This is a genomic window from Mycobacterium sp. SMC-11 (genome assembly GCF_046250095.1).
In the GTDB taxonomy this organism is placed as follows: Bacteria; Actinomycetota; Actinomycetes; order Mycobacteriales; family Mycobacteriaceae; genus Mycobacterium; species Mycobacterium heraklionense_A.
In genome coordinates, this window is the sequence record NZ_CP176430.1 from 3,143,271 (window position 1) to 3,154,766 (window position 11,496).

Annotated in this window: 13 protein-coding genes; 3 read left to right on the top strand and 10 right to left on the bottom strand. The window is 70.0% G+C overall.

The window, feature by feature from the left end; translation table 11 throughout:
* Nucleotides 1-45: 45 nt before the first annotated feature.
* Nucleotides 46-711, top strand: coding sequence for an amino acid-binding protein (locus tag ACKY0X_RS14895; RefSeq protein ID WP_409426661.1), 666 nt, complete (start codon nt 46-48; stop codon nt 709-711).
* Between the two features lie 5 nt (nt 712-716).
* Here the strand turns inward: ACKY0X_RS14895 and ligA are convergent, their stop codons facing one another.
* The gene (gene ligA, locus ACKY0X_RS14900; protein ID WP_409426662.1) at nt 717-2,825 is read right to left on the bottom strand and encodes an NAD-dependent DNA ligase LigA; all 2,109 of its coding nucleotides are present in this window, start codon (nt 2,823-2,825) and stop codon (nt 717-719) included.
* 35 nt (nt 2,826-2,860) lie between these two features.
* Between ligA and ACKY0X_RS14905 the strand changes: the two genes are divergently transcribed.
* A complete protein-coding gene (locus ACKY0X_RS14905; protein WP_409426663.1) occupies nt 2,861-3,256 on the top strand; it encodes an MmcQ/YjbR family DNA-binding protein in 396 nt (131 codons plus the stop codon).
* Here ACKY0X_RS14905 and ACKY0X_RS14910 read toward each other — a convergent pair.
* The 3 genes from ACKY0X_RS14910 to ACKY0X_RS14920 all read right to left on the bottom strand — a co-directional run bounded on the left by ACKY0X_RS14910 (nt 3,253) and on the right by ACKY0X_RS14920 (nt 5,138).
* Nucleotides 3,253-3,576 (bottom strand): ArsR/SmtB family transcription factor, encoded by a 324-nt coding sequence (locus tag ACKY0X_RS14910; protein WP_409426664.1) that lies wholly within the window; start codon nt 3,574-3,576, stop codon nt 3,253-3,255. The two genes, ACKY0X_RS14905 and ACKY0X_RS14910, sit on opposite strands and share 4 nt — an antisense overlap.
* On the bottom strand, nt 3,573-4,058 hold the full coding sequence (locus ACKY0X_RS14915; protein ID WP_409426665.1) for an SRPBCC family protein: 486 nt from the start codon (nt 4,056-4,058) through the stop codon (nt 3,573-3,575). The genes ACKY0X_RS14910 and ACKY0X_RS14915 overlap by 4 nt, the downstream gene beginning before the upstream one ends.
* A gap of 66 nt (nt 4,059-4,124) precedes the next feature.
* Complete coding sequence (locus ACKY0X_RS14920) at nt 4,125-5,138, bottom strand: methionine synthase (protein ID WP_409426666.1); 1,014 nt, start codon at nt 5,136-5,138, stop codon at nt 4,125-4,127.
* A 52-nt stretch (nt 5,139-5,190) separates the two neighbouring features.
* Here ACKY0X_RS14920 and ACKY0X_RS14925 point away from each other — a divergent pair, with 52 nt between their 5' ends.
* On the top strand, nt 5,191-5,823 hold the full coding sequence (locus tag ACKY0X_RS14925; RefSeq protein ID WP_409426667.1) for a sensor domain-containing protein: 633 nt from the start codon (nt 5,191-5,193) through the stop codon (nt 5,821-5,823).
* An 88-nt stretch (nt 5,824-5,911) separates the two neighbouring features.
* Here ACKY0X_RS14925 and mnmA read toward each other — a convergent pair whose 3' ends face one another.
* The 6 genes from mnmA to ACKY0X_RS14955 all read right to left on the bottom strand — a co-directional run bounded on the left by mnmA (nt 5,912) and on the right by ACKY0X_RS14955 (nt 11,478).
* Nucleotides 5,912-6,988 (bottom strand): tRNA 2-thiouridine(34) synthase MnmA, encoded by a 1,077-nt coding sequence (gene mnmA / locus ACKY0X_RS14930; protein ID WP_409426668.1) that lies wholly within the window; start codon nt 6,986-6,988, stop codon nt 5,912-5,914.
* Complete coding sequence (locus tag ACKY0X_RS14935; RefSeq protein ID WP_409426669.1) at nt 6,985-8,169, bottom strand: cysteine desulfurase family protein; 1,185 nt, start codon at nt 8,167-8,169, stop codon at nt 6,985-6,987. Before ACKY0X_RS14935 ends, mnmA begins: the two co-directional genes overlap by 4 nt.
* Before the next feature lie 63 nt (nt 8,170-8,232).
* Nucleotides 8,233-9,051: a lysophospholipid acyltransferase family protein gene (locus ACKY0X_RS14940; protein WP_409426670.1), complete on the bottom strand. Its 819-nt coding sequence runs from the start codon at nt 9,049-9,051 to the stop codon at nt 8,233-8,235.
* Complete coding sequence (locus ACKY0X_RS14945) at nt 9,048-9,905, bottom strand: GNAT family N-acetyltransferase (RefSeq protein ID WP_409426671.1); 858 nt, start codon at nt 9,903-9,905, stop codon at nt 9,048-9,050. The genes ACKY0X_RS14940 and ACKY0X_RS14945 overlap by 4 nt, the downstream gene beginning before the upstream one ends.
* A gap of 101 nt (nt 9,906-10,006) precedes the next feature.
* On the bottom strand, nt 10,007-10,738 hold the full coding sequence (locus ACKY0X_RS14950) for an SDR family NAD(P)-dependent oxidoreductase (protein ID WP_409426672.1): 732 nt from the start codon (nt 10,736-10,738) through the stop codon (nt 10,007-10,009).
* Nucleotides 10,735-11,478, bottom strand: a complete 744-nt coding sequence (locus tag ACKY0X_RS14955) for an SDR family oxidoreductase (protein WP_409426673.1) — start codon at nt 11,476-11,478, stop codon at nt 10,735-10,737. Before ACKY0X_RS14955 ends, ACKY0X_RS14950 begins: the two co-directional genes overlap by 4 nt.
* Between the last annotated feature and the right edge of the window lie 18 nt (nt 11,479-11,496).

Below are 11,496 nucleotides of genomic sequence, written 5' to 3' on the forward strand. Positions count from 1 at the left end.
GACTCACTCTCGGCGGGCTAACGCACGCTGTGGGAAGGTTTGCCCATGCCTTCCTATCTGCTGCGTGTCGAACTCGACGACCGCCCCGGCAGCCTGGGGTCGCTGGCCGTGGGTCTGGGCTCGGTGGGCGCCGACATCCTGTCGCTGGACGTTGTGGAACGCGGAAGCGGCTCGGCGATCGACGACCTGGTGGTCGATCTGCCGCAGGGATCGATGCCCGACGTGCTGATCACCGCCGCCGAACGGCTGCCCGGGGTTCGGGTGCACAGTGTCCGCCCGCACACCGGGCTGCTGGATGCGCACCGTGAACTCGAGCTCATCGACCACGTCGCCGCGGCCGGCGACCGGAGCGCCAAGTTGCAGAAGCTGGCCAACGAGGCGCCGCGGGTGCTGCGCGTCAGCTGGTGTGCGGTACTGCGCAGCGACGGGGACGACGGGACGTTCCGTCGGCTCGCCGGCAGTCCCGGCATCCCGGAGACTCAGGTCAGTGCGGTGCCGTGGCTCCCGATCGAGCAGGCCGCCGCCCTGGACAACACCGCCGACTGGGTGCCGGCGGTGTGGCGGGATATGGATGTCGCGCTGGCGGCCGCGCCCCTCGGCAACCCGCGCACCGCCGTCGTGCTGGGCCGCACCGGAGGCCCGGCCTTCCTGCCCGCCGAGGTGGTCCGGTTGGGCTATCTGGCCGGGATCGTGGCCACGCTGCTGCGCTGACGGCGCTAATCCGCCTGCGCCGAGTCCTCTTCCGGGGTCTCGCCTTCCGGGTCACTCGGACCGTTCTGCAGCAGTTCCCGGAAGCCGTCTTCATCCAGGACCGGCACCCCAAGTTCGACGGCCTTGTCGTACTTCGAGCCGGGCGCGTCGCCGGCCACCACGTAGGCGGTCTTCTTCGACACCGAACCGGCCGCGCGACCCCCGCGGGCGATGATCGCCTCCTTGGCCTCGTCGCGGGAGAAACCGGTCAGCGAGCCCGTCACCACGATGCTGAGCCCCTCGAGCGTGCGTTCGATGCTCGCGTCGCGTTCGTCGGCCATCCGCACCCCGGCGGCCCGCCACTTGTCGACGATCGCGCGGTGCCAGTCGACGTCGAACCATTCGGTGACCGCGGCGGCGATGGTGGGGCCGACGCCCTCGACGGCGGCCAACTGCTCGGTGGACGCCCCGGTGATCGCGTCCAGGCTGCCGAATTCGGTGGCCAGCGCGCGGGCCGCGGTGGGTCCGACGTGCCGAATCGACAAGGCCACCAGCACCCGCCACAGCGGCTGAGCCTTGGCCTTGTCGAGGTTGGCCAGCAGTTGCCGGCCGTTCTTCGACAACACACCCTTGTTTGTGGTGAACAGCTCGGTGCGCAGCAGGTCCTCTTCGGTGAGGGTGAACAGGTCACCCTCATCGGTGATGACGCCGGCGCTCAACAGCGCGGTCGCCGCCTCGTAGCCCAGGGCCTCGATGTCGAAGGCGCCGCGGCCGGCGACGTGGAACACCCGCTCGCGCAGCTGCGCCGGGCAGGACCGCGAATTCGGACAGCGGATGTCGACGTCGGCTTCCTTGGCCGGCGCCAGCAGCGTTCCGCATTCCGGGCAGTGAGTCGGCATGACGAACTCCCGCTCACTGCCGTCGCGCAGATCGACCACGGGCCCGAGCACCTCGGGGATCACGTCGCCGGCCTTGCGGATCACCACGGTGTCGCCGATCAGCACACCCTTGCGCTTGACCTCCGAGGCGTTGTGCAAGGTGGCCAGGCTCACCGTGGAGCCGGCGACCTTGACCGGGGTCATGTAGGCGAACGGGGTGACCCGGCCGGTGCGCCCGACGCTGACGCGGATGTCGAGCAGCGTGGTCTGCGCCTCCTCGGGCGGGTACTTGTAGGCCACCGCCCAGCGCGGCACCCGGGACGTGGCGCCGAGCCGGCGCTGTAGGGCCCGGTCGTCGACTTTGACTACCACGCCGTCGATTTCGTGTTCGACATCGTGCCGGTGCTCACCCCAATAGGTGATGCGTTCGGCCACTGCGGCCATGCCCTCGACGCGGGCGGTGTGCGCCGAGACCGGCAGCCCCCAAGCCTTCATCGCGCGGTAGGCGTCGTGCAGGGTCCCGGGGCTGAACCCGTCGGCAAAGCCGAGGCCGTGGCAGACCATGCGCAGGTTGCGCCGGGCGGTGATCGCCGGGTTCTTCTGCCGCAGCGACCCGGCCGCGCTGTTGCGGGGGTTGGCGAACGGCGGCTTGCCCTCGGCGACCAGTCCGGCATTGAGGGTTTCGAAGTCCTCCAGCCGGAAGTACACCTCGCCGCGCACCTCCAGCACAGCCGGGACTGGGAATTCGGTGTCAGTGTTGAGGAATTCCGGGATGTCGGCGATGGTGCGCGCGTTCAACGTCACATCCTCACCGACCCGGCCGTCGCCACGGGTGGCGCCGCTGCTCAACCGGCCCTCGCGGTACACCAGCCCGAGCGCCACACCGTCGACCTTGAGTTCGCACAGGTAGGTGGTGTCGCCGCCGATCTCACCGGCCACCCGGCCCGCCCAGGCGGTCAGTTCGTCGGGTGAGAACACGTCTTCCAGCGACAGCATTCGTTCCAGGTGCTCGGCTGGCGCGAACTCGGTGGTGAAACCCGCACCGCCCACCAACTGGGTCGGTGAATCGGCGGTACGCAGCTCCGGGTGCGCCTCCTCCAGAGCGAGCAGCTGGTTGAACAGCTCGTCGAACTCGCCGTCGGTGATGATCGGCGCGTCTTTGACGTAGTAGCGGAACTGGTGCTCGCGCACTTCTTCAGCCAAGTCGTGCCACTGCCGCCGGAGGTCGGGGGGCACGCTGTCGGCCTCTGGACTCACCCCCGCAGGTTATCTGCTCTGGCTACCCTGGCGGCATGCCGCACCCGATCATGTACCGCGACGACGACCCTGGTTTGGCGGAGCTGCGACGCATCGCGCTGGGCTTTCCCGAAGCCTTCGAGAAGATCTCTCATGGCCGCCCGGTGTTCTGCGCGCCCAAGATGTTCGCGATCTACGGCGGCAGCAGCAAGGTCACCGGCGCGATGGTGCCCTATCCCCATGCGTTGCTGGTCAAGGTCGACGAGTCCGAGCGACGGGCGCTGGAGCAGGACCCGCGGTTCTTCGTGCCGATGTATCTGGGCCCTTCCGGCTGGCTGGGACTGGATTTCGATGCAGCCGAGGTGGATTGGGACGAGGTCGGCGAGCTGGTCGACGCATCGTTTCGGCTGACCGCGTCGGCGCGGTTGGTCCGGTGCCTGGATGAGGGCTAGTTCTCGATGTTCTCCACGAATGCCCGCAGCCGCTCAATCGCGGCGTCCCAGCGGCGCGACAGCCCGGTGAGATAGTCGCTGGCTTCGGCCAGCTGCTGCGGCCGTACCGCCCAGATGCGTTCGCGGCCGCGACGACTGCTGGTGACCAGGCCCACCGCCTCCAACAGCTGCAGATGCTTGGTGGCCGCCTGACGCGTCACCGGAATCGCGTGGGTGAGCTGCGAGGTCGAACACGGCCCGCCATCGCAGAGGCGCCCGATGATCCGCAGCCGGTTCGGGTCGCCGAGCGCATCGAAAACCGGTGCCTCGATGCTCGTCACGTCCGCTGCAACTCCAGATATTTGCGCACCAATCTGAGCTGATGCGCCCAGCCGTCGGCGTTGGCCTCGAACGCGGTCGATCGCCGCGACGGCGGCAGCGCGTCGAAACCGCTCTCGACAATGGTGAGCAATACCCCGTCGGGCGTTTCGGCCAAGGTGAACTCCACCAGCGTCATCGGTTCGTCCTCGACGTCGGCGTCGACGGCGAACGGGTGCCAGCGGTAGGCGAACCGCCGTTGCGGTTCGACCGCGACGACGTGCCAGGTCCCCCGGTTCCCGGCATGGGGCTCCTGCAGCCGTGCGACCTCGGCGTCGACGCTGGTCGGGGTGATCGTCCCGGTCACGGCGGTGCCGGCGACGAACGGACCGTCGAACCGGACGCCGAACCACTGCCCGAACTCCCCCGAGTCACTGATCGCGCGCCATACCCGGTCCAGCGTCGCGCGCAGCACAACCTGCTTCTCGATTCGATCGGTACCCATATGCAACCTCCCGGTTGCCTTTCAGTACAGCAGGCCGACGATCAATACACAACCTTTTAGTTGCCCTTAGATCGCCTCGGGGTCGCTGGCCAGCGCCTCGCCCACCTTGCGCACCAGACCTACCGCGGTGCGCGCCCACGCAGCGCCGGCGCCGGCCATCCCGCAGACCGGACTGATCCCGACCCGCTCGGCCAGCACCGAGCGGGGAAATCCGATCCGGTCGGTGATCGCCGCGACCGCGGCCGCCAGCTCTTCAACGTCGGGCGTCCGCGACGGAGCGAGCGCGGGAACCAGCCCCATCACCACGGTGCGGCCGGAGTCGACAAAGGCGCCGATCTGGTCGTAGTCGGCGGATTCCAACGCGGTGCAGTCCAACGCCAGCGCAGTGATAGTGCTGCGCTGCAACACTTTCCACGGAAGTCCCGATGCACAACTGTGCACCAGCACCTCGCCCCCGATCGTGTCGGCACAGCCGTCGAGCAGCGCAGTGGCCACCGCCTCGTCGATGGCGGCCACCGGGCTCAACGCGGTCACGCCGGCCAGCCGGCCAGTGACCGCGGCGGCCAGGGACGGCTCGTCGAACTGCACGATCACCGGGGTGTCGAGCCGGCGAGACAGGTCGGCCCGATGCGACTTGAGGCCCTCGGCCAGCGACGCGGCCAGGTCCCGCACCGCACCGGGGTCAGTGATCGCCCGGTGCCCATTGGCCAGCTCCACCTCCGCGGCCAAGGTCAGCGGACCCGCCGCCTGCACCTTGACCGGGTGGCCGCTACCGCGCAGGCCGGCGAGTTCCCATGCCTCTTCCAGCGCATCGGCGTCCTCACCGAGCAGGCTCACCGCGCGCCGGTTCACCGCTCCGGGACGCGCCGCCAGCCGGTAGCCGCGCGGCGCGGTGTCGATGGCGATGTCGACCAGCAGCGCGCCGGTACGACCGATCATGTCGGCGCCCACGCCGCGCCCCGGCAGCTCAACCAGGTGGGCCAGGCTGCCGCCCAACTCACCGACCACCACCTCGGCCGCTGCGCGTGCCGAGGTGCCCGGCCACGACCCCAGTCCGGTCCCAGTGGCGAAAGCACTCACCGGGCAACCGTATTGAAGTGACATGGCCCCGGGCACGGCGGGCTAGCCTTCGATGGTGAGGATGTCGCTGCTGGTGCCGATCTGGGCGGTGGCTGCAGCGGTGGTGGGCTGCACCCGCCTGGTGGACGGGACGGCGCTGCCACCGGTGGCGCTACCGGCGCCCGCCGGCGTCGTGGATCTTGGCCGGATCATGCTCGGCACGCCCCGGATGCGCGCCATCGTCGGCGCCGACGAGCAGCTGACGGTCATCCCCACCATGGATTCCAGCTCTCCGACGGACATCGACGACCTCGCCGCCACCATCCCGCCGCCGTGCCGCTTCATCTTCGCCGAGACCGCGGTGTTCGGATCCACCGCGACGCGTTTCCACAAGACCACCTACCAGTACCCGCCCAAGGCCGCGCTGGTCTCCGAGGGCGCGGCCGTCTACCCCGACACCGAGGCCGCCCATCGCGTTCTCGACGCGTTGGTGGCCACGGTCGCCGAGTGCGCCGACACCTCCGCCGGGCCGGGACTGGTCAGCGACTGGGCTTCCGATGGCGCGTCGCTGCGTACCCACGCCGGCGCCTGTGGCCGGGCCTATCAGGTCAAGTCGGTGGTGCTGTTGGAGGTCACCTACTGCGGCTTCTCGGAGTCCGACGCCGACCTGGTGGTGACGAACATGGCTTCGGCGGTGCCCGGTTAGGCGCGCTGCCCCGCGCCGAACGTGCATCCAGGGCGAAAAAATCGCCGGATCGTCGCACTCAGTACACGTTCGGCGCTAAGAGCTGACGCTATGCGCCGGTGGCGGCGATGGTGGCGCTGGCGATCACTTCGTCGCCTTGCGCGTCCGGGCGGTAACAGGCCAGGGTCTGGCCGCGGGCCACGCCGCGCAACGGCTCGCGCAGCCGCACCTGCAACATGTCCCCGACCAGTTCGGCTACCGCGCCGACCGTCTCGCCGTGGGCGCGCACCTGCACCTCGCACTCGACTGGGCCGCGCCACGGCTGCCCCGAGGTGAACACCGGCGCCCGGCCGGTCAGCTCCACCACATTCAAGTCGGCGGCCGACCCGACGGTGACGGTGCCGGTCGCGGCGTCGATACCGGTCACGTAGCGCGGCTGGCCGTCCGAGCCGGGCCCGGCGATGCCCAGGCCCTTGCGCTGGCCGATGGTGAAACCATGCACCCCGTCGTGCTGCGCCAGCACCGACCCGCCGCTATCCACCACGGCCCCTGGCCGTACGCCGATGTGACCGCCGAGGAAGGTGCGAGTGTCGCCGGTCGGGATGAAGCAGATGTCGTGGCTGTCGGGCTTGCTCGCCACCGCCAGGCCGCGTTCGGCGGCTTCGGCGCGGATCTGCGGCTTGGGGGTATCCCCGATCGGGAACGCCGCGTGCCGGAGCTGCTCGGCGGAGAGCACCGCCAGCACATAGGACTGGTCCTTGTCGGCGTCCACCGCGCGGCGCAGTCGACCGTCGGCGAGCCGGGCATAGTGGCCGGTGGCCACCATGTCGAAACCCAGCGCAAGGGCTCGGGCGGCTACCGCGGAGAACTTGATCTTCTCGTTGCACCGCATGCACGGGTTGGGCGTCTCACCGCGGGCGTAGGACTCGACGAAGTCGTCGATCACCTCGTCCTTGAACTGCTCGGAGAAGTCCCACACGTAGAACGGGATGCCCAGCACGTCGGCGACGCGGCGGGCGTCGTCGGAGTCTTCCCGCGAGCAGCACCCCCGCGAGCCGGTGCGCAGGGTGCCCGGGTTGCGCGACAGCGCCAGATGCACGCCGACCACCTCGTGCCCGGCGTCGACCATGCGGGCCGCCGCCACCGAGGAGTCCACTCCGCCGCTCATCGCGGCCACTACCTTCATCGCCCCACTCCCGCGGCCGCCAGCATCGCCTGGCGGGCCCGCTCCACCGCGCCGGGCAGCACCGCCAGCACGGCGTCGACGTCACCGTCGACGCTGGTGTGCCCCAACGACAGTCGCAGCGATCCGCGGGCCGCGACCGGGTCGGCGCCCATCGCGGTCAGCACGTGCGAGGGCTGCGGCACACCGGCGGTGCAGGCAGATCCGGTGGAGCATTCGATGCCGTTGGCGTCCAACAGCATCAGCAGCGAGTCGCCTTCGCAGCCGGCGAAGGTGAAGTGCGCGTTGCCGGGCAGGCGTTGGGTGCGCGACCCGTTGACCCGGGTGTTGTCGATCCGGGTGAGCACTCCGTCGATGAGCCGGTCGCGCAGGCCCGCAACCCGCTCGGCGGTGGCCTCCAACGAGTCCACGGCGACTTGGAGTGCCGCAGCCATTCCGACGGAGCCGGCGACATCGGGTGTGCCCGAACGGATGTCACGCTCTTGTCCCCCGCCATGCGTGAGCGGGACGCAGGTCACGTCACGACGAATCAGCAGCGCACCGGTGCCGCACGGCCCGCCGAACTTGTGAGCGGTCAGGCTCAGGGCGGACAGCCCGCTGGCACTGAAATCGACCGGCAGCTGCCCGACGGCCTGCACCGCGTCGGAGTGCATCGGCACCCCGAACTGCGCGGCGATCACGGCCAGGTCAGCGACCGGCAGGACCGTTCCGACTTCATTGTTGGCCCACATCACCGACACCAGGGCGACGTCGTCGGCCCGGCCGCCGTCCAGCTCCTCGTGGAGCGCCTCCGGTGACACCGACCCGTCGGCGTCGGTGGGCAGCCAGGTGATCTCGGCGCCCTCGTGTTCGGCGAGCCAGCCCACCGCATCCAACACCGCGTGGTGCTCGACCTCGGTGGTGATGATCCGGCGCCGCTGTGCGTCGGCGTCGCGGCGCGCCCAGTAGATGCCCTTGACGGCCAGGTTGTCGCCGTCGGTGCCGCCGGAGGTGAACACCACCTCAGACGGGCGCGCACCCAGCCGTGCCGCGATGGACTCCCGGGACTCCTCCATCCGGCGGCGCGCGGCGCGGCCGGCGGCGTGCAGCGAGGAGGCGTTTCCGACGGTACCCAGCACAGCTGTCATCGCCTCGATGGCCTGCGGGTGCATCGGGGTGGTGGCTGCGTGATCCAGATAGACCATGACCTGCCCAGGATACCGGGCAGCCGCGGCCGCCCCGGCGCTGCGGCGGGGCGGCCGCGCTGCTCAACAGGCGATGCGGACTCGTCGGCGTCGCCGGACCCGCCAGCCCACCGCCGCCTGGCAGCGTGCGGCGAGCTCACGCCGATCCGTTCCCGGCAACTGCAAGGCCGCGACATGCACCTGCGCGATGGTGCGGCGCGCGGTGATCAGACGACGCATCGACGCCAGCAGGCTGTCGTCGCCGACGAACGCCGGCACGGTCGACGGCGCCCCGTCCGGATGGTGATAGGCGAGCTGCAGGGGCTGCACCGGGCGACCCGCATCCACGGCGGCCTGGAACATCGCCGGATAGAACCGGCCGTGGGCCCGTCCGCACCACGTGGTGCCCTCCGGGAACGCCACGACCGTGCGACCGGCCCGCAATCGGGCCGCCACCGTGTCGACCACCACCGGCAACCCACGCAGGCTGTCTCGCTCGATGGGGATGATCCGCATCATGCGGGCCAGCGCTCCGATGCCGGGCCAGCTGATCAGATCGGCGCGCGCCACGAACGTGCCCGGCGACACCGCACCGATCACGAACACGTCCAGCCAGGACACGTGCGGGCTGACCACCAACATGCCGCGCAGGTTGCGTACCGGCCCGCCGGTCGTCGTCACCCGCACCCCGAAACAGCGCAACACCACCCGGCACGCGCCGCGCTGCAGCCGGACGCGGCCCGGAAGCGGCACCGCCAGCAGTGGCAGCAGCGGCGCCAGCAGCACCACCAGCGCCAGCCGCAGCGCCACCACTGCCGGAAACGGCCGCTCGCTACCGCTGCGGACACATCGCGGCGTGCAGACGGCCACGGGCGCCCAAGCGTTCACAACCGTTCGGTTCACGCTGGTGCGGCGCTGCCTGGGGCCCCGGCGACCACCGACGCCGCGGACACCGACCGCAGCCGGCGCAGGTAGCGGGTGTCGGCCTCGCTGCGGCGCAGCAGGGCCGGGAAGTCCCCCACCCCGAAAGCGGGGTCGTGGGCCGGCTCGCCGCAGACCCGCGCGCCCAGGCGCAAGTAGCCGCGCAGCAGCGGCGGCATGGTGGGGCGAGTCGGCGGCGCGATCTCGTCGAGGCCCTTGCCGTCGATCACCACCGGCCGATACGGAGTCACCCGGTGCGGGGAGGCGTGGCGGCGCCGCACGAAATCGCGCACACCGCGGATCTGACTACCGGGGGCGCCCTCGCCGCACACCGGCACCGAGACGCAGCCGGTGATGTAGTCGTACTGGTAGCGGTCCAAGTAGGCCAGGATGCCGGCCCACATCAACAGCACCACGGCGCCGTTGCGGTGGCCCGGCCGGACCACCGCGCGGCCCATCTCGACCAGCGACGGCCGCAGCGGGTCCAGTGCGGTGACATCGAATTCGCTTGCGCTGTAAAGACCTCCGGCGGCAATGGCCCCGGTCGGAGGAAGCATCCGGTAGCAGCCGACCAGCTCACCGGAGTCGTCATCGCGCACCAGCAGGTGGTCGCAGTATTCGTCGAAATGATCGGCGTCCAGGCCGGGGCGGCCGGCGCCGGAATCGGTCAGGCAGAAGCCCGGCTCGGTGCTGAACACCTCGAAGCGCATCCGTTGGGCGGCTTCGATCATGGCGGAATCGGTGGACAACAGCAGCGAGTAACGGGGGTTGTCGGTCCCGGAAGCGGGAGAATCGGTGGCGGGCTCAGGGGCGATGAGAACAGAACCAGTGCTCACACTCGCCACGCTCGCGTAGCCAGGCAGCGACGAGGCAAGCACGGCATGACATGTCGGTGCACGCTTGGTGACGAATTATGCGTGGCCCGCGCAGCGGTGGCTCAGGCCGCGGCGCCCCCGCCGTCGGCGTGCAGCGTCGATCCGGTGATGAAGCTGGACCGCGGCGAGGCCAGAAACAGCACAGCCTCGGCGATCTCGGTGGCGTGTGCGGTACGCCCGAGCGGAAGCGCCCGCCCCAGTTCGTCATTGACGTCACCCCATTCGGCGACGACTCCCTCAGTGGCGGTCGGTCCCGGCGCAACGCTGTTGACCCGTACCCCGTGTGGGCCGAATTCCGCGGCCCACGTGCGAGTCAGCGACTCCAATGCGGCTTTAGAGGCGCTGTAGCTCGACGCTCCGGGAACACCCTTGAAGGCGACCATGCTGGTGACGTTGACGATGCTGCCGCGCCCGCGCCGCAGCATCCCCGGCGCCAAGGCGGCGACCAGGAAATAGGCGCCGCGAACATTGGTGTCGAACGTCGACTCGAACGAGGCCACATCCTGTTCCACGGTCAGGGCACCGGGGAAGCTGGCGGCGTTGTTCACCACGATATCCACGCCGCCGTCACCGCATTGGCGCACCAGAGATTTCACCGAGTCGAGGTCGGACAGATCCGCGGCCACGAATCGCACCCTGCCTCCGAGTTCAGCGACGGCGGCGGCACCACGCAGCTCCGAGCGGCCGGTAATGATCACCTCGGCACCGTGGCGCGCCAACAGCCGCGCGGATTCGAGCCCGATGCCCGCTGTCCCGCCGGTCACCAGCGCGGTCTGACCCGCCAGGTCGTTCACTGTGTCGCCTGCCAGTCGGCCAGCCGGGTGGCCGCCAGGGTCGCGTCGTCGCCGGTGACCAGGCCGGTGTCGCCGATCTTGGTGCCGAAGTAGACGGCAGCCGGGTCGACGACGATCGGGAGGTTCTCGCCGCGGTGCGCCAGCACCAGGGCGGCCAATTCAGCGAAGGTCAGCTTCTGCGGGCCACCGATGTCGATGACCCCGTCGACCGGTGCGGCCTGAGCGGCGCGAGCCACCTCGGCGGCGACCTCGGCCCCGGCGATCGGCTGGATCAGACCTTCGGGCACCCGGACCTCGCTGTCGACGGTCAGCGATGCGGTAATGCTGTCGGCGAACTCGTGGAACTGCGTGGCACGCACGATGGTGTAGGGCAACCCGGATTCGGCGATGATGCGCTCCTGGGCGACCTTGGCGCGCATGTAGCCGCTGTCAGGTAGGCCGTCGCAGTTCACGATCGACAGCACCACGTAGTGGCCGACGTCTGCGGCTTTGGCCGCATCCACCTGGTTGGTGGTGGACTTGGTGAAGAAGTCCAGCACCGGGCCGTCGGCGAAGTCGGGTGAGTTGACCACGTCGACGAGCACGTCGGCGCCCGAGAGTGCGTCGACCAGGCCATCTCCGGTCAGCACGTCGACACCTGAATTGCGGGCAGCTGCCACGGTCTCGTGGCCGGCGGCGCGCAGCAGCTCGACGACCTTGCTACCGATCTGTCCACTGGCACCCATCACAGTGATCTTCATTCTCGACACACCCTCTCT

What these genes read in the sequence shown, in the direction of transcription:
- ACKY0X_RS14915 (WP_409426665.1), bottom strand. Translation starts at nt 4,058, where the DNA reads ATGGGTACCGATCGAATCGAGAAGCAGGTTGTGCTGCGCGCGACGCTG.
- ACKY0X_RS14955 (WP_409426673.1), bottom strand. Translation starts at nt 11,478, where the DNA reads ATGAAGATCACTGTGATGGGTGCCAGTGGACAGATCGGTAGCAAGGTC.
- ACKY0X_RS14935 (WP_409426669.1), bottom strand. Translation starts at nt 8,169, where the DNA reads ATGGTCTATCTGGATCACGCAGCCACCACCCCGATGCACCCGCAGGCC.
- ACKY0X_RS14895 (WP_409426661.1), top strand. Translation starts at nt 46, where the DNA reads ATGCCTTCCTATCTGCTGCGTGTCGAACTCGACGACCGCCCCGGCAGC.
- ACKY0X_RS14905 (WP_409426663.1), top strand. Translation starts at nt 2,861, where the DNA reads ATGCCGCACCCGATCATGTACCGCGACGACGACCCTGGTTTGGCGGAG.
- mnmA (WP_409426668.1), bottom strand. Translation starts at nt 6,988, where the DNA reads ATGAAGGTAGTGGCCGCGATGAGCGGCGGAGTGGACTCCTCGGTGGCG.
- ACKY0X_RS14925 (WP_409426667.1), top strand. Translation starts at nt 5,191, where the DNA reads ATGGTGAGGATGTCGCTGCTGGTGCCGATCTGGGCGGTGGCTGCAGCG.